Origin of the sequence: Vibrio ponticus, assembly GCF_009938225.1 — a bacterium.
Taxonomy (GTDB): Bacteria; Pseudomonadota; Gammaproteobacteria; order Enterobacterales; family Vibrionaceae; genus Vibrio; species Vibrio ponticus.
Genome location: NZ_AP019657.1, coordinates 2921109 through 2939146, shown reverse-complemented (window position 1 = coordinate 2939146; position 18038 = coordinate 2921109). Strand labels below are relative to the sequence as shown.

At 46.4% G+C, this 18038-nt stretch carries 9 protein-coding genes, 4 tRNA genes and 3 rRNA genes; 6 read left to right on the top strand and 10 right to left on the bottom strand.

The annotated features are described in order from the left end of the window. Nucleotides 1–310: 310 nt before the first annotated feature. From glnA to add, 5 genes are all read left to right on the top strand, one after another. Nucleotides 311–1720, top strand: a complete 1410-nt coding sequence (glnA, locus tag GZN30_RS13270; protein WP_075651984.1) for a glutamate--ammonia ligase — start codon at nucleotides 311–313, stop codon at nucleotides 1718–1720. A gap of 347 nt (nucleotides 1721–2067) precedes the next feature. Next, on the top strand, nucleotides 2068–3105 hold the full coding sequence (gene glnL / locus GZN30_RS13265) for a nitrogen regulation protein NR(II) (RefSeq protein ID WP_408646837.1): 1038 nt from the start codon (nucleotides 2068–2070) through the stop codon (nucleotides 3103–3105). A 51-nt stretch (nucleotides 3106–3156) separates the two neighbouring features. Next, nucleotides 3157–4560, top strand: coding sequence for a nitrogen regulation protein NR(I) (gene glnG / locus GZN30_RS13260; protein ID WP_075651980.1), 1404 nt, complete (start codon nucleotides 3157–3159; stop codon nucleotides 4558–4560). Between the two features lie 188 nt (nucleotides 4561–4748). After that, nucleotides 4749–7280: a phosphodiesterase GepA gene (gene gepA, locus GZN30_RS13255; RefSeq protein WP_075651978.1), complete on the top strand. Its 2532-nt coding sequence runs from the start codon at nucleotides 4749–4751 to the stop codon at nucleotides 7278–7280. A 102-nt stretch (nucleotides 7281–7382) separates the two neighbouring features. Then, nucleotides 7383–8384 carry an adenosine deaminase gene (gene add / locus GZN30_RS13250; protein ID WP_075651976.1) on the top strand — a complete coding sequence of 334 codons (1002 nt, stop codon included), beginning with the start codon at nucleotides 7383–7385 and terminating at the stop codon, nucleotides 8382–8384. A 149-nt stretch (nucleotides 8385–8533) separates the two neighbouring features. Here the strand turns inward: add and pdxY are convergent, their stop codons facing one another. The 8 genes from pdxY to GZN30_RS13210 form a co-directional block, all read right to left on the bottom strand. After that, entirely contained in the window at nucleotides 8534–9421 is an 888-nt protein-coding gene (gene pdxY / locus GZN30_RS13245) for a pyridoxal kinase PdxY (RefSeq protein WP_075651974.1), read from the bottom strand. Nucleotides 9422–10250: 829 nt separating this feature from the next. Beyond that, nucleotides 10251–10341: transfer RNA gene (locus GZN30_RS13240), tRNA-Ser, on the bottom strand. 85 nt (nucleotides 10342–10426) lie between these two features. Continuing rightward, nucleotides 10427–10542, bottom strand: a 5S ribosomal RNA gene (gene rrf, locus GZN30_RS13235). 112 nt (nucleotides 10543–10654) lie between these two features. Next, a 23S ribosomal RNA gene (locus GZN30_RS13230) occupies nucleotides 10655–13549 on the bottom strand. A 351-nt stretch (nucleotides 13550–13900) separates the two neighbouring features. After that, a tRNA-Val gene (locus tag GZN30_RS13225) sits at nucleotides 13901–13976 on the bottom strand. A gap of 28 nt (nucleotides 13977–14004) precedes the next feature. Then, nucleotides 14005–14080: transfer RNA gene (locus GZN30_RS13220), tRNA-Lys, on the bottom strand. A 2-nt stretch (nucleotides 14081–14082) separates the two neighbouring features. Further along, nucleotides 14083–14158, bottom strand: a tRNA-Glu gene (locus GZN30_RS13215). A gap of 86 nt (nucleotides 14159–14244) precedes the next feature. Then, nucleotides 14245–15795, bottom strand: a 16S ribosomal RNA gene (locus GZN30_RS13210). Together the 16S, 23S and 5S rRNA genes with 4 tRNA genes alongside form the textbook arrangement of a ribosomal RNA operon. 543 nt (nucleotides 15796–16338) lie before the next feature. Here GZN30_RS13210 and GZN30_RS13205 point away from each other — a divergent pair. Continuing rightward, a complete protein-coding gene (locus GZN30_RS13205) occupies nucleotides 16339–16890 on the top strand; it encodes a gamma carbonic anhydrase family protein (protein WP_075648200.1) in 552 nt (183 codons plus the stop codon). Here the strand turns inward: GZN30_RS13205 and GZN30_RS13200 are convergent. Next, entirely contained in the window at nucleotides 16880–17146 is a 267-nt protein-coding gene (locus GZN30_RS13200) for a DUF1488 family protein (protein WP_075648199.1), read from the bottom strand. The genes GZN30_RS13205 and GZN30_RS13200 overlap by 11 nt on opposite strands. Next, nucleotides 17146–17979, bottom strand: coding sequence for a shikimate dehydrogenase (gene aroE, locus GZN30_RS13195; RefSeq protein WP_075648198.1), 834 nt, complete (start codon nucleotides 17977–17979; stop codon nucleotides 17146–17148). Before aroE ends, GZN30_RS13200 begins: the two co-directional genes overlap by 1 nt. Nucleotides 17980–18038: the final 59 nt, after the last annotated feature.

Genomic DNA, 18038 nt, shown 5'->3' with positions numbered 1-18038 from the left:
AAATTCATCGCCCTGTCGTTGACTTATTGTTCAATTAGCGGCTGAATGAACAAGTTAGATTTGCGCCAACATTGTGCAGGATATGGAATTTGCACCAACAAGGTGCAACGCCGGATCAATCTGGTGCAATCACACTAACCTATATCTAGTCTATTTTTTTAAGTTACTGAAAAATAACACTTAAAATTATTGGCACGAATTTGGCTATATGAATTTCAACATTGTTTAGTCGCTCAAGAATCAACTTTGCATCAAGATGATTTACTGAAACGAGCACATACCGCTTTAATAACACTGGAGGTTATCCAAGATGTCAGTAGAAAACGTTTTATCGCTGATCCAAGAAAACGAAGTTAAGTTTGTTGACCTACGCTTTACTGATACGAAAGGTAAAGAGCAACACATCTCTATTCCTGCGCACCAAATCGACGCAGACTTCTTCGAAGAAGGTAAGATGTTTGATGGTTCTTCAGTGGCTGGCTGGAAAGGTATCAACGAATCAGACATGGTGATGATGCCTGACGCATCTTCAGCTGTTCTTGACCCATTCACAGAAGACGCGACGCTAAACATCCGTTGTGACATTCTTGAGCCAGCAACAATGCAAGGTTACGACCGTGACCCACGCTCAATCGCTAAACGTGCAGAAGACTACATGCGCGCTACTGGCATCGCAGACACAGTTCTTGTTGGTCCAGAGCCAGAGTTCTTCCTATTTGATGATGTTAAGTTCTCTAACGATATGTCTGGTTCTTTCTTCAAGATTGACGACGTAGAAGCTGCATGGAACACAGGTTCTGAAATCGAAGGCGGTAACAAAGGTCACCGTCCTGGCGTGAAAGGCGGTTACTTCCCAGTAGCTCCAGTTGACTCTTCTCAAGACATCCGTTCTGCTATGTGTCTAATCATGGAAGAAATGGGTCTAGTTGTAGAAGCGCACCACCACGAAGTAGCGACAGCGGGTCAAAACGAAATCGCAACTCGCTTTAACACGCTAACCACTAAAGCGGATGAAATCCAAATCTACAAGTACGTAGTACACAACGTTGCACACGCATTTGGTAAGACTGCGACATTCATGCCTAAACCACTTGTTGGTGACAACGGTTCTGGTATGCACGTGCACCAATCTCTAGCAAAAGATGGCGTTAACCTATTTGCTGGCGACAAGTACGGCGGTCTATCTGAAACAGCGCTATTCTACATCGGTGGTATCATCAAGCACGCTCGCGCAATCAACGCGTTTGCTAACCCATCGACTAACTCATACAAGCGTCTAGTCCCAGGCTTCGAAGCACCAGTAATGCTAGCTTACTCAGCTCGTAACCGTTCTGCTTCTATCCGTATCCCAGTGGTACCAAGCCCGAAAGCTCGTCGTATCGAAGCTCGCTTCCCAGATCCAGCAGCAAACCCATACCTAGCGTTTGCATGTCTACTAATGGCTGGTCTTGATGGTATCAAGAACAAGATCCACCCAGGCGAAGCAATGGATAAAGACTTGTACGACCTACCAGCTGAAGAAGCAGCAGAGATTCCAAAAGTAGCTGAATCTCTAGAAGTTGCACTGAAAGCTCTAGACGAAGACCGTGAGTTCCTAACTGCAGGCGGCGTATTCTCTGATGACTTCATCGATTCATACATCGCTCTGAAATCTCAAGACGTTGAGCGCGTAAACATGGCGACTCACCCACTTGAGTTCGAACTTTACTACTCTGTTTAATCACTAAGCAGACTGTTAGGCTCGCCTTTATGGCGGGCCTTTTTTTTACCGGCGAGAAGCGGAAAAAGAAAGAAGAGAGAATAAAGAAGAGAGAATTGAGAGTTGAGAAAAGAGAAAGAGAAAAGATGACGTGACCTAGTGCGGCAAGCAAATTGCATTACTCTATTGAGAGGGAGAGAAAAGCAGCTTAACCACTGCGCTTTCTCACCAATGATGTGCAAAACCGCGACTGGATCATGTTATCGCACCGATTTAGCCATTTATCTAATGGTGATGTAGTGCTGGTTTAGCGATAATGCACCAACATGGTGCGTTACTATGGATGGAGAACTAAGGTGAGCCTTGAGCTGAATACGACAATATTAAATCACCAAGTCACCGCGATTCTGATCATGAATGAGTCGCTGCAAATTCGCTACGCCAATCCGTCAGCTGAACAACTGTTTTCACAAAGCGCTAAGCGTCTAACCAGTTCTCCTCTGAGCAAGCACATTCAGCACGCTTCGCTCGACTTAGCCTTATTATCACAACCACTACAAAGCGGTCAGAGCATTACCGATAGTGACGTGACCTTTGTGGTGGATGGGCGCCCTCTGATGCTCGAAGTCACGGTAAGTCCAATTACTTGGCAAAAAGAACTGCTTCTGCTGGTCGAGATGCGCAAAATCGATCAGCAGCGCCGCCTCTCACAAGAGCTCAACCAACATGCCCAGCAACAAGCGGCAAAACTTTTGGTGCGTGGACTTGCCCACGAAATCAAAAATCCACTCGGAGGGTTGCGTGGCGCTGCGCAATTACTAGAACGCTGCCTGCCTGATGCCAGTCTTAAAGAATATACCCAAATCATCATTGAGCAGGCTGATCGCTTACGTTCACTGGTCGACCGACTGCTCGGCCCTCAGAAACCGGGCACCAAAAGTTGCGAGAATCTGCACCTTATTCTTGAAAAAGTGCGCCAGCTGGTTGAGCTAGATGTCGGTTGCCAAATCGTTATCGAGCGTGACTACGACCCTAGTCTGCCTGACATCATGATGGATGTTGAACAGATAGAGCAGGCTCTGCTTAATATTGTCAGCAATGCTGGTCAGATCCTCGCCAAGCAAGAGCATGGCAAAATCACCATACGCACCAGAACGGTGCATCAAGCCAATATCCATGGTCAACGCTACAAGTTGGCTGCACGAATAGAAGTCATCGATAACGGTCCAGGTATTCCTGCTGACCTACAAGACACCCTGTTTTACCCCATGGTCAGCGGTCGTGAGGGGGGCACCGGTTTAGGATTGTCGATTTCACAAAACTTAATCGATCAACATAAAGGTAAGATCGACGTAGAGAGTTGGCCAGGCCACACCTGCTTTACGATCTATCTGCCAATCAAATAGCACCATAAATTTAAAATTCGCCATAACGCACGGCTGTGAGGAGTAACGAGTATGAGTAAAGGAAACGTATGGGTAGTCGATGATGACAGCTCCATTCGCTGGGTTATGGAAAAGACTCTCTCTTCAGCCAATATCAAGTGCGATACATTTGCCGATGGTGAAAGCGTACTGCTTGCACTTGAGCGCGAAACCCCTGATGTGCTGATTTCTGATATTCGCATGCCGGGCATCAGCGGGATTGAGCTACTTAGTCAAGTTCATGAGCAATCACCGGATTTGCCAGTGATCATTATGACCGCGCACTCCGATTTAGATGCTGCGGTAAATGCCTACCAGCAAGGGGCGTTTGAGTACCTACCTAAGCCCTTTGATGTTGATGAGACACTCACCTTGGTTGAGCGCGCTATCGCTCACAATCAAGAGCAGCGCCAACAACAAGCCAAAGAGGATTATCAGCTACAGCCGACACCAGAAATCATCGGCGAAGCGCCCGCGATGCAAGAGGTGTTTCGCGCCATTGGTCGTCTTTCCCGCTCGTCGATTTCGGTATTAATCAATGGTGAATCGGGTACGGGTAAAGAGTTAGTCGCACATGCTCTGCATCGTCACAGCCCGCGGGCGAAAAATCCATTTATTGCCTTGAATATGGCTGCGATTCCCAAAGACTTAATTGAATCTGAGCTGTTTGGACACGAGAAAGGGGCATTTACTGGTGCCAACAGTGTCCGCCAAGGTCGCTTTGAACAAGCCAATGGCGGCACGCTGTTTCTCGATGAAATCGGTGATATGCCGCTTGATATCCAAACCCGTTTACTGCGCGTTTTAGCGGATGGGCAGTTCTATCGTGTTGGTGGGCATTCTCCGATCCGCGTCGATGTACGCATCGTCGCCGCGACCCACCAAGATCTTGAGAAACTGGTACATAAAGGCGATTTTCGCGAAGATTTATTCCATCGCCTCAATGTGATTCGTATTCAGATCCCTGCACTGCGTGAACGCCGACAAGATATTGAAAAATTAGCACTGCATTTCTTACAACTCGCCTCCGAGGAGCTGGCAGTGGATGTCAAAACCCTGCATCCTGCGACGGTTGAGAAACTGGCACAGCTCGATTGGCCGGGCAACGTACGTCAGTTAGAGAACATCTGTCGCTGGCTAACCGTAATGGCGAGTGGCAGTGAGGTATTACCTAATGATTTGCCAGCTGAATTACTCGAAAGTAAGCCGGTTGTCGCAACCAACAGCGAAGCAAACTGGCAACTGCAATTAACGCAATGGGCAAAACGCGCTCTTGCCAGTGGAGAAACGGAAATCCTCAACTCCGCACAACCAGAATTTGAACGCATTCTGCTTGAAGTGGCACTTGAGCATACTAATGGACATAAGCAAGATGCCGCCAAAGTGCTCGGTTGGGGACGAAATACGCTGACAAGAAAGCTCAAAGAATTGTATTAATACTCGCCAAAAACGAACAGAACATCTCAACACAGAGGTCCTAATTGGACCTTTTGTGTTTATAGACAAACAATATTGACCAGAATGATAGTTCTGTCACTTTCTGGTCTGCGCACCTATAAAGCGCTCGCCTTATCGATTAAAATCAATACAATTACAGAACACCATATTAAAAAGAACAATTACTAATGTCGCTCAATACTCAATGTACATTAAGAACTGCAGTGGTCTTGCCGTTTTTGCTCGTACTGCTTAGCACATTTGTCGTGCTGACCGTAGTACAAAATAACAACTACGAGAAGATGGCGACTGATGTAAGCCGTAAGCAACTTACGGCATTGAGCGACAATGTTGAACTTGAACTGACCACATTTCTCTACCAGCCACTTCAAGCAAGCCTTGCTTTAAGCCATAGCATCGCATTACATAAACTCTACAAGCCGCACGATATCTCAGCGGTGCAGACGGTGATGCTGAGTAAATTCAGTGAGCTGTATAATGGGGTATCGCAACTCGATAACATTGGCTTCGGTGGTCAAGCAGGCGAGTATGTGGGCTTGCGTAAAGAGTCTGACGGCGAGTTCTCTTTAATGCTGCAAGATAACCTACTCCATCGTGGGCTGGTTATTTATCAAGGTCACCAAATCAGCGACAACATTCGTTCGGTGATCAAAGATTACGATCCGCGTTTCCGCCCTTGGTATAAACCTCATGCTGGTACTGTCGACTCACGCTGGTCACCAATCTACGCGAACGCAGACGAGCGCCAAGAAGTCACGCTCTCGGCAACTGAGCCTGTTTACTACCAAAACAAATTGCAAGGCGTGGTTGTCAGTGATGTTAAGCTAAGTACTTTCAACGCATTCCTCAGCCAGCAACAACAAAACACCGGAGCCGTGATCTACTTGTTTGATGCTGGTCATCGTCTTGTTGCCCACTCTACCGGTGGCAGCATTATTTCTTGGGGTACCGACAAGAGCGTTAAGGGGCAACGTTTACTGAGCATTGAGAGCTCTAGCCCTGTCATTCAATCCAGTGCCAACTACGCTAATGACCATGAACTGAAACAACGTGAATTGCTGTTTAATACTTATGTGGATGGCGAGCGCTATTTTCATCTAATCACGCCATATCAAGATGACAACGGACTAGAATGGTACATCGGTGTCTCGATTTCTGAACACGAACTATTAGGCTCGATGCTTGAAAGCCAGCGTAACAGTTGGGTGATTGGTCTCTTAGTCAGTGGTATTGGTATGGTTTTAGGTCTGATTGTCTTTAACCGCACCGTGACTCCAATCACGTCAACAGCCAATGCTGCCAAGCAGTTAGCGCAAGGAAATTGGGATAGTGAATTACCAAAGCCAGGTAATATTTACGAAACCTCAATGCTGGTGCATGCGTTTAATGACATGGCCGACAAGCTCAAAGCGTCGTTTGAAGAGATCAGTACACGGCTGTTATACGACTCACTGACGAAGCTTTATAGCCGTGAGGGACTCGTTAATACTTGCGATAAGTTGAATAAACTAGAAGGCTGTTTGATTCTTATCGGAATCAACAAATTCCGCCATATCAACGACAGTATGGGGCATTTAAGTGGTGACCAGTTACTGGTGATCATTGCTGAACGCCTTAAGTCCACTTTTGGCACCGAGGCTCTGGTGGCGCGTATTGGTGGAGATGAGTTTGCCGTTTATCTACCGGAGTTAACCCAACAAGATCAAATTCCTCTTGCCACTGGACGCATTCAGCAAATGTTTGCTGCACCATTCTCAATGGGACAAGAGAGCATCATCATTCAAGTTTCATTAGGCATAGTGACCAATATTGAGGATAACTCAATGACCACATGGCTGCGCAATGGCAGCATTGCTCTAAGCAATGCCAAACAAGAAAAAGCGTCCATCAGTCACTACAAACCTGAAATGGCTGACATTTCGCGCAATAAAACCCGCATGCTGGCAAAAATAAAGCAGGCCATTGAACTGGAAGAATTTGTTCCTTATTACCAACCCATCGTTGATATTCAATCGGGTAAGGTGATTGGCACTGAAGCCCTAGCGCGTTGGATATCACCAACGGAAGGGATGGTTTCGCCGTTAGAATTTATTCCAATTGCAGAAGAAAGTGGGTTTATCTCGGCGATTGGCGAGATGATTCTAAGCAAAGCTTGTTACGATGCCGTCAAAGGCATGGAGCAAGGCAAATGGGATCAAGATTTCCATCTGCATGTTAACTTATCGGTTAATCAGTTGTCTCAAGCAAGTCTGGTTGAAGAGTTAACCAGAGTCTTGGCACAGTCGAAACTGCCAGCACGCAACTTAACCTTAGAGATTACAGAATCACGCTTGGTTGATAATGATCCAGTGACAATAACCAACATGCAGGCAATTCGCGATCTTGGTATTCAAATTGCGATTGATGATTTTGGTACCGGCTATAGTTCTCTCGCGTACTTACATAAACTGCCATTTGATTGCTTGAAAATAGACCGCACTTTTGTCAACAAACTGCAACCGGATCACCTTGATACCTCTATTGTCGCGGCGATTATTAATATGACCCGAGGCATGAAAGTGGATATCGTGGCTGAAGGCATCGAGACCATTGAGCAAGCCGAACTGCTTAAGCAATTAGGCTGTCAGCATGGTCAAGGTTTCTTATACAGTCGACCTGTGCCATTTAGCGAATGGCCAACAAATTTAGTTAACATGTAGCAAGAGTAGTCAATATTCGTCGTATTCGGGCGGAATTTGGGCTGACACTCACGCATTTGATTCTTATACTTAGCTCAAAATCACACAATTGAGCTAAGTATAATGATAACTAAGAATTTGCCCCTCACCGATCTGCACCGCCACCTTGATGGCAACATCCGTACCCAAACTATTCTTGAATTGGGTCAGAAGTTTGGCGTTGCCTTGCCTGCAAATGATGTTGCAGGACTTACTCCTCATGTACAGATTGTCGAAGCAGAGCCTTCACTCGTTGCGTTCCTATCGAAACTGGATTGGGGTGTGGCTGTTCTGGGTGATCTTGATGCGTGCCGCCGTGTCGCGTACGAAAACGTTGAAGATGCCTTAAACGCACAAATTGACTACGCTGAACTCCGCTTTTCTCCATACTACATGGCGATGAAACACAACCTTCCTGTTGCTGGTGTAGTCGAAGCCGTGGTTGACGGTGTACAAGCCGGTATACGTGACTTTGGTATCAAAGCAAACCTTATCGGCATTATGAGCCGTACCTTTGGTACTGACGCTTGCCAACAAGAGCTTGATGCTATCCTTACCCAAAAAGATAAAATCGTCGCAGTCGACCTTGCAGGCGATGAACTTGGTCAACCTGGTGAGCTGTTTGTAAAACACTTTGCACAAGTGAAAGATGCTGGGCTTAACGTAACCGTGCACGCTGGTGAAGCGGCGGGCGCAGCAAGTATGTGGCAAGCGATTCAAGAACTAGGCGCAACTCGTATTGGTCATGGTGTAAAAGCGATCCACGATCCTAAATTAATGGATTACTTGGCTGAGCACAAAATCGGTATTGAATCGTGCCTAACCTCTAACGTACAAACCAGTACAGTAGAGTCACTAGCAAATCACCCGCTTAAGCAGTTCCTTGATCACGGCGTAATGGCGTGTATCAATACTGATGACCCAGCAGTGGAAGGTATCGAGCTACCCCATGAATATGAAGTTGCAGCGCCTCAAGCCGGTCTAACCGCTGAACAGATTCGCCGTGCACAAATTAATGGTCTCGATCTAGCATTTATCTCTGAAGCAGAAAAACAAGCGCTAAGAGATAAAGCAGCAAATCGCTAGTTCTCAAATAAAATGATCAAGCCGGTACTGTGTATCGGCTTTTTTATTACCATTTGTTCGCCATATACGTGCAACAAGTCCAGATGCAAAAAACCGTTCACAAGCGAGAGGTCTCATGAACGGTTTTTTATTTTAAACAAGTCAGATGATTAGATTGAGTAGTACGTGAATGAGTTATCTTGTACACACTTGCCTAGGTCGAATTTCTCAACCGGTTCAACAATCTCATCTTGAGCAGCAATAGTTTGCAGCTCCCACTCACCCAATTCATGAGTCTTCTTCACTACCGCGTATGCCGCTTCATTACAGTGCTTAAATGCGCGTGCAACAGACCACTCCTTCAAAAGACCGCCAGTAAACAGTGATGAAATCAAATCACCAACACCAACAAGCGCTTTATCGAAATCTAATTGTGGACGCTGAGCAATAAAGCACTGGTCGTCAAACGCAAGCATCATTGAAAACTTATCATCTGAGATTGAGTACAGATGTTTTACTAATACGATTTGTGGTCCTAAAGTTAGGGCCTTTTTACACGCTGCGACAGCGTCATTTAAGCTGTTGATCTCCATACCAACGAACTGGCTTAGCTCAAATTGGTTAGGCACAATCACATCCGCCATAGGCATAAGTGTATTCAATAGGTACTCTGAAATACCTTCATTAACAATACAGCCTTTGTCTGGCGCGCCCATAACCGGATCACAAACATAGATAGATGCCGGGTTGTAGCTTTTTACTTTCTTAACCAACTCCGCGACCATCTCACACTGCTCTACGCTGCCTTGATACCCCGTTACAACCGCGTCGCACTTTTTCAATGCACCAATGTTTTCTAGACCTTGGGTGAGATCTTCAATATCTGAGGCAGGGAAAGCGTGACCAGTCCAACCTTCTTTATATTGGGTGTGATTGGAAAATTGCACTGTATGGATAGGAAAAACTTCAAATCCCATACGCTGTAAAGGAAAAACAGCTGAGCTATTTCCTGCGTGGCCGTATACCACATGACTTTGAATTGAAATCACACCGCGCATTTGTCTAGACCTCTTAAATTGCAAATCGCTGTAAAAAGTAATGACCATCCAATCAGTGTAGCAAACGACTACAGCTTAATTGGTAAGGACAAATCGAACTCTGGCTTTTACCTCCAACCGAAGTAGAAAGTTTTACATATCCAGTTGTCTTTAATAGTTTCAATTAGAATTTATTTAATTAAGAAAAGAAACAGTTAGTCGTGCGATAAGTAGAAAAACCCCGTAAATAATAGGGTACAAAATAAAATGCCGTAAACCTTGATGTCTCAACAGATTAAATTGCAATTACTGGATCAAGTCGCATTGCAGTGAAGCAAGCCTTTTGCTAGCTCGCTGGTGTTAGTGTGATTCTAGTAACAGTTCAGGGTGGGAGATGAATAAAAACACGGCAAATGGTGATGTACAAGAATCTGCACACCTTTGCCAAGATAAGCTTACTCACGTAACTCAATAAAATCAGATCCAAGCTTCGATAACAAAAGAGAGCAAGCCAATAAACAGCAAGCCACCCAGCAAGCTCTGTAGCGAGGGGAAGCGAACAGTCTAAGACAGAGTCGTTATTCCTAGCAACAAGGCGCTAAGCGACTGTAAGAGAGGTTAAACAACAAGTAGAGACGTACACAAACGTTTAGAGAAGAGACAAAGTAAATCACAGAGAAATAGAAGTGAAACATCTATGATAGGAAGCGCTTTCGATTGCCGCGTCTCGAAACGAGCTATCACAGATACGACGTATTCCCGAAGCACGATATCTTCGATATCAAACACACCAATTTCATTTTCGCAGAATGTGAAAAAGCCCTGCTATTTCTAGCAGGGCTTTTCAATGTGGCGGAGAGATAGGGATTTGAACCCTAGATACGCTATTAACGTATGCCGGTTTTCAAGACCGGTGCTTTCAACCACTCAGCCATCTCTCCACAAATTGTTACTAAAATATAGTCTTACACTATTGATGCTAAATTCTAGTTTTACTCTCAGATTAAATCTGACAGTTTTATTAAAGCCTGGCGATGTCCTACTCTCACATGGGGAAGCCCCACACTACCATCGGCGCTATTGCGTTTCACTTCTGAGTTCGGCATGGAATCAGGTGGGTCCGCAACGCTATGGTCGCCAAGCAAATTCTTTCTCTCTATTTCTAGAGAATAACTTGGAAAGCTGTTTTTGTGTTCTCTACACAATCAAGTTTTGTTCTTTCTTTGAGTCCAATCAAAACCCCTTGGGTGTTGTATGGTTAAGCCTCACGGGCAATTAGTATCAGTTAGCTCAATGCCTCACAGCACTTACACACCTGACCTATCAACGTCGTAGTCTCCGACAACCCTTTAGGATACTTAAAGTATCAGGGAGAACTCATCTCAAGGCTCGCTTCCCGCTTAGATGCTTTCAGCGGTTATCGATTCCGAACTTAGCTACCGGGCAATGCGTCTGGCGACACAACCCGAACACCAGAGGTTCGTCCACTCCGGTCCTCTCGTACTAGGAGCAGCCCCTTTCAATTCTCCAACGCCCACGGCAGATAGGGACCGAACTGTCTCACGACGTTCTAAACCCAGCTCGCGTACCACTTTAAATGGCGAACAGCCATACCCTTTGGGACCGACTTCAACCCCAGGATGTGATGAGCCGACATCGAGGTGCCAAACACCGCCGTCGATATGAACTCTTGGGCGGTATCAGCCTGTTATCCCCGGAGTACCTTTTATCCGTTGAGCGATACTACTTCCATTCAGAACCACCGGATCACTATGACCTGCTTTCGCACCTGCTCGAACCGTCATTCTCGCAGTTAAGCGGGCTTATGCCATTGCACTAACCTCACGATGTCCAACCGTGATTAGCCCACCTTCGTGCTCCTCCGTTACTCTTTGGGAGGAGACCGCCCCAGTCAAACTACCCACCAGGCACTGTCCGTAACCCCGATTAGGGGTCGACGTTAGAACATCAACACTACAAGGGTGGTATTTCAAGGACGGCTCCACAAATACTGGCGTACTTGCTTCAAAGCCTCCCACCTATCCTACACATGTAGGGTCAATGTTCAGTGCCAAGCTGTAGTAAAGGTTCACGGGGTCTTTCCGTCTAGCCGCGGGTACACTGCATCTTCACAGCGATTTCAATTTCACTGAGTCTCGGGTGGAGACAGCGTACTATCATTACGCCATTCGTGCAGGTCGGAACTTACCCGACAAGGAATTTCGCTACCTTAGGACCGTTATAGTTACGGTACCGCCGTTTACCGGGGCTTCGATCAAGAGCTTCGACCGAAGTCTAACCCCATCAATTAACCTTCCGGCACCGGGCAGGCGTCACACCGTATACGTCATCTTACGATTTTGCACAGTGCTGTGTTTTTAATAAACAGTTGCAGCCACCTGGTATCTGCGACTCTCAATAGCTCCATCCGCAAGGGACTTCACCGTCAAGAGCGTACCTTCTCCCGAAGTTACGGTACCATTTTGCCTAGTTCCTTCACCCGAGTTCTCTCAAGCGCCTTGGTATTCTCTACCCGACCACCTGTGTCGGTTTGGGGTACGATTCCTTACAATCTGAAGCTTAGAGGCTTTTCCTGGAAGCATGGCATCAATGACTTCACTACCGTAGTAGCTCGACGTCGTGTCTCAGCCTTAAGAAGAACCGGATTTACCTAATTCTTCAGCCTACGCACTTGAACCTGGACAACCGTCGCCAGGCCACCTAGCCTTCTCCGTCCCCCATCGCAATTGTAAGAAGTACGGGAATATTAACCCGTTTCCCATCGACTACGCCTTTCGGTACTCGCCTTAGGGGTCGACTTACCCTGCCCCGATTAACGTTGGACAGGAACCCTTGGTCTTCCGGCGAGGAGGTTTTTCACCCCTTTATCGTTACTCATGTCAGCATTCGCACTTCTGATACCTCCAGCATGCTTTACAACACACCTTCAACGGCTTACAGAACGCTCCCCTACCCAATGAAGTAAACTTCATTGCCGCAGCTTCGGTTTATTACTTAGCCCCGTTACATCTTCCGCGCAGGCATGACTCGACTAGTGAGCTATTACGCTTTCTTTAAATGATGGCTGCTTCTAAGCCAACATCCTAGCTGTCTAAGCCTTCCCACATCGTTTCCCACTTAGTAATAATTTGGGACCTTAGCGGCGGTCTGGGTTGTTTCCCTCTCCACGACGGACGTTAGCACCCGCCGTGTGTCTCCCGGATAGTACTTACTGGTATTCGGAGTTTGCAAAGGGTTGGTAAGTCGGGATGACCCCTAGCCTTAACAGTGCTCTACCCCCAGTAGTATTCGTCCGAGGCGCTACCTAAATAGCTTTCGGGGGAGAACCAGCTATCTCCAGGTTTGATTGGTACTTTTCACCCCTAGCCACAAGTCATCCGCTAATTTTTCAACATTAGTCGGTTCGGTCCTCCAGTTGATGTTACTCAACCTTCAACCTGCCCATGGCTAGATCACCTGGTTTCGGGTCTATATCCAGAGACTGAACGCCCAGTTAAGACTCGGTTTCCCTACGGCTCCCCTAGATGGTTAACCTTGCCACTGAATATAAGTCGCTGACCCATTATACAAAAGGTACGCAGTCACAGGACAAAAGCCTGCTCCTACTGCTTGTACGTACACGGTTTCAGGTTCTATTTCACTCCCCTCACAGGGGTTCTTTTCGCCTTTCCCTCACGGTACTGGTTCACTATCGGTCAGTCAGTAGTATTTAGCCTTGGAGGATGGTCCCCCCATATTCAGACAGGATAACACGTGTCCCGCCCTACTCGATTTCACTGAACACACATCGTCAACTACGGGACTATCACCCTGTATCGTCGGACTTTCCAGACCGTTCGTCTAACGCGTGTAAAGCTTAAGGGCTAGTCCAATTTCGCTCGCCGCTACTTTCGGAATCTCGGTTGATTTCTTTTTCCTCGGGGTACTTAGATGTTTCAGTTCCCCCGGTTCGCCTCGCTACGCTATGTATTCACGTAGCGATACTAGCTTATGCTAGTGGGTTTCCCCATTCGGAAATCCCAGACTCAAGTGGCTTTTACTGCCTAATCTGGGCTTATCGCAAGTTAATACGTCCTTCATCGCCTCTGACTGCCAAGGCATCCACCGTGTACGCTTAGTCACTTAACCATACAACCCGAAGGAGTTTCGAGTTGATGTCAAATCACCAAAGTTGTCTGCAATTTTTATACATGATGCAGACTCGATTTTGCCGGACTCAAATATGTTTTGTTTACTTAAAACAGTAAGACAAAACCCAAGAACACTTGAATGTGTTTTTAGTTGTATTCATAAATGAATACTTTGAGAACTTTACAAACAACAATAAATTGTTGTTTTGTCAGCTTTCCAAATTGTTAAAGAGCGATGCCACTTTTTATCAAAGTAACACTTTCTAAAGGTTCTTTAGAGGGCAAAAACCCAACCACCTTCCGTTTTACCGCAGTGGTTTGGAGTTTGACTTCAAAAACATTTAGAGAGTGGTGGGCGATACCGGGCTCGAACCAGTGACCCCCTGCTTGTAAGGCAGGTGCTCTCCCAACTGAGCTAATCGCCCACATTATTTGATTTCCTGTGGAAGGAAATGGTGGGTCGTGCAGGATTCGAACCTGCGACCAATTGATTAAAAGTCAACTGCTCTACCAACTGAGCTAACGACCCAATGGTATCCCGTAGGGGAGTCGAACCCCTGTTACCGCCGTGAAAGGGCGGTGTCCTAGGCCTCTAGACGAACGGGACACTGGATTGAAGAGTTTGGGAACTCTTCGTCTCTTTACTTTATAAACCATCAATCTGTGTGAACACTCATCGCAATAATCATCGTATAAGGAGGTGATCCAGCGCCAGGTTCCCCTAGCGCTACCTTGTTACGACTTCACCCCAGTCATGAACCACAAAGTGGTGAGCGTCCTCCCGAAGGTTAAACTACCCACTTCTTTTGCAGCCCACTCCCATGGTGTGACGGGCGGTGTGTACAAGGCCCGGGAACGTATTCACCGTGGCATTCTGATCCACGATTACTAGCGATTCCGACTTCATGGAGTCGAGTTGCAGACTCCAATCCGGACTACGACGCACTTTTTGGGATTCGCTCACCATCGCTGGTTGGCAGCCCTCTGTATGCGCCATTGTAGCACGTGTGTAGCCCTACTCGTAAGAGTATGATGACTTGACGTCGTCCCCACCTTCCTCCGGTTTATCACCGGCAGTCTCCCTGGAGTTCCCGACATTACTCGCTGGCAAACAAGGATAAGGGTTGCGCTCGTTGCGGGACTTAACCCAACATTTCACAACACAAGCTGACGACAGCCATGCAGCACCTGTCTCATAGTTCCCGAAGGCACCAAAGCATCTCTGCTAAGTTCTATGGATGTCAAGAGTAGGTAAGGTTCTTCGCGTTGCATCGAATTAAACCACATGCTCCACCGCTTGTGCGAAATCGTCAATTCATTTGAGTTTTAATCTTGCGACCGTACTCCCCAGGCGGTCTACTTAACGCGTTAGCTCCGAAAGCCACGGCTCAAAATTACCACAACCTCCAAGTAGACATCGTTTACGGCGTGGACTACCAGGGTATCTAATCCTGTTTGCTCCCCACGCTTTCGCATCTGAGTGTCAGTATCTGTCCAGGTACCGCCTTCGCCACCGGTATTCCTTCAGATCTCTACGCATTTCACCGCTACACCTGAAATTCTACCCCCCTCTACAGTACTCTAGTCAGCCAGTTTCAAATGCAATTCCGAGGTTGAGCCCCGGGCTTTCACATCTGACTTAACTAACCACCTGCATGCGCTTTACGCCCAGTAATTCCGATTAACGCTCGCACCCTCCGTATTACCGCGGTTGCTGGCACGGAGTTAGCCGGTGCTTCTTCTGTAGGTAACGTCAAATCCATACGCTATTAACGCATGAACCTTCCTCCCTACTGAAAGTACTTTACAACCCGAAGGCCTTCTTCATACACGCGGCATGGCTGCATCAGGCTTGCGCCCATTGTGCAATATTCCCCACTGCTGCCTCCCGTAGGAGTCTGGACCGTGTCTCAGTTCCAGTGTGGCTGATCATCCTCTCAGACCAGCAGGGGATCGTCGCCTTGGTGAGCCCTTACCTCACCAACTAGCTAATCCCACCTAGGCATATCCTGACGCGAGAGGCCTGAAGGTCCCCCTCTTTGGTTGGTAGGCATCATGCGGTATTAGCCATCGTTTCCAATGGTTATCCCCCACATCAGGGCAATTTCCTAGGCATTACTCACCCGTCCGCCGCTCGCCGCCCAACAAATCCCCGAAGGTTCAATGTTGTCGCTGCCGCTCGACTTGCATGTGTTAGGCCTGCCGCCAGCGTTCAATCTGAGCCATGATCAAACTCTTCAATTTAAGATTTTGGTGACTCAATGAATACTGACTTCAAAACTACTAATGTAATTTTAAAGCTATTATCGTTCCAACAGAACGATAATGAATTGACTGTGCTAAGACCGAAGTCTTAATTGGTCACTCAGTTCATTGAAATCAAATTTGAAGCCGAAGCTTCTAATTGGATTATCATCAACGAGTGCCCACACAGATTGATAGGTTTATATTGTTAAAGAGCTTTCTTCTTTGTGACTCACATCACTTCGGAAGAGGCGGTCATTTTAGCGAGATAAAGTTTAGTGTCAACCACTTTTTTCAAACTTTTTTTCAAGCGTTTCACTTCGCTAAGTGACCCTGTCAACTCGGTTACCGTTTCTTTCGAAGCTTTGCCGTGTCAACGAGGTGGCATTATAGAGATCGCCGTCACATTGGCAAGCCCTTTTTGTACTTTTTTTTGATTTTTTTATCATTTGGGCATTTTATAGTCACAAACGCCTATTTCTTCAACTCTTCTTGGCAAAATCACGGCTATATTAGGCTTGAAACATCTATTCAGGAGCAAAAATGAGTTCATTACGCAGCTATAAAGGCATTGCACCATCGATTGGTCAACGCGTCTATATAGATAGTAGTTCAGTTTTAGTCGGTGATATCACCATTGGCGATGATTCTAGTATTTGGCCACTGGTCGCAGCTCGCGGCGATGTAAACCACATAACGATCGGTGAACGCACCAATATTCAAGATGGCTCAGTTTTACATGTCACCCACAAAAATGCGCAAAACCCATCAGGCTATCCGCTGATCATTGGTAATGATGTCACTATCGGGCATAAGGTAATGCTGCATGGCTGTATTATCAAAGATCGCGTTTTAGTCGGTATGGGCGCGATTGTGCTAGATGGTGCGGTTATAGAAGAAGAGGTGATGATTGGTGCAGGCAGTTTAGTCCCGCCCGGAAAAAGATTAGAAAGTGGCTTTCTTTATGTAGGTAGCCCAGTGAAGCAAGCACGTCCATTAAAAGAAGAAGAACGAGCCTTTTTGCTTAAATCTGCCAATAACTATGTACAGAATAAAGAAGACTACCTACATCAAGTCGAGAATATTACGCCGTAAGTTCAATTAAGCCTGCAGCGTTATACTCTTCCTCTTCTATTAGCTGTTCAGCAAGCTCTTCGATTTCAAAGCGATTTTGTTCAAAAACCGCTAAAGCTTGTTGGGCAGTTGTCAGAGGTTCGCTCGCCAGAGAGCTCAAATACTCTAGTGATGCCACACATTCAATTAATGCCCCTGCTTGTTGAGCAGGAAACTTCACCCCATTCAGTGCATCATCCCAGTCTTGAATATCTGGAAATAGAATCGATTGATTCATCACATACCTTCTAAGTTTTTGCGTAATTCGCGTAAGATTTGTTTTGTACCTGGTCTTAAACCTCGCCACAACATAAAACTCTCTGCGGCTTGACCAACCAGCATACCTAATCCGTCATACGCCTGAGCAACGCCTTGTTCTAGCGCCCATTGGTTAAACGCCGTCTTACCTCGACCATACATCATGTCATAAGCAATGGTCGTTGAGGTAAAGATGGCAGGAGAGACCTGTGGTAATTCGCCACTTAAGCTAGCAGACGTTGAGTTGATCACCAGATCAAACCCGTCTTGAACTTGGTCCATCGCCAGGGCATGAATCGGACCTAACTCGGCAAACATATTGGCAAGCAGTTCAGCTTTACTAAAGGTTCGGTTGGTAATCACGATTTGCTGAGGCTTTAACTCTAATAATGATTGAATGACCCCCCTCGCCGCACCACCCGCACCAATGATTAGAATGCGCGCATCAGTAATTGGCACTTGGTAGTTTTGTAAATCCAATACCAAGCCAGCACCATCAGTCGTGTCACCTAGAATAATGCCATCATCAAGCTTCTTCAGGGTATTGACCGCTCCAGCTAACTCAGCACGAGCAGTGAGTCGATCTGCAAATTGATACGCATCTTCTTTGAATGGAATCGTGATATTACAACCACGACCACCTTGAGCGAAAAACAACTCAGCGGCTTGTTTAAAACCATCGACAGGTGCAAGTTCGGCGGTATAGCTCAGAGGCTGATTGGTTTGACGGGCAAACAGGGTGTGAATAAATGGCGACTTACTGTGTCCAATGGGATTGCCAAAAACAACGTAGCGATCAATTTGCTGAGTCATATCCTTATTACCAGAAACAAAATAGGGTCATATTATGACCCTATCATTATCTATACCTT

Excerpts from the sequence above, each read along its gene's own strand:
- gepA (WP_075651978.1), top strand. The coding sequence starts at position 4,749 with ATGTCGCTCAATACTCAATGTACATTAAGAACTGCAGTGGTCTTGCCG.
- pdxY (WP_075651974.1), bottom strand. The coding sequence starts at position 9,421 with ATGCGCGGTGTGATTTCAATTCAAAGTCATGTGGTATACGGCCACGCA.
- GZN30_RS13205 (WP_075648200.1), top strand. The coding sequence starts at position 16,339 with ATGAGTTCATTACGCAGCTATAAAGGCATTGCACCATCGATTGGTCAA.
- glnA (WP_075651984.1), top strand. The coding sequence starts at position 311 with ATGTCAGTAGAAAACGTTTTATCGCTGATCCAAGAAAACGAAGTTAAG.
- GZN30_RS13200 (WP_075648199.1), bottom strand. The coding sequence starts at position 17,146 with ATGAATCAATCGATTCTATTTCCAGATATTCAAGACTGGGATGATGCA.
- add (WP_075651976.1), top strand. The coding sequence starts at position 7,383 with ATGATAACTAAGAATTTGCCCCTCACCGATCTGCACCGCCACCTTGAT.
- glnG (WP_075651980.1), top strand. The coding sequence starts at position 3,157 with ATGAGTAAAGGAAACGTATGGGTAGTCGATGATGACAGCTCCATTCGC.
- aroE (WP_075648198.1), bottom strand. The coding sequence starts at position 17,979 with ATGACTCAGCAAATTGATCGCTACGTTGTTTTTGGCAATCCCATTGGA.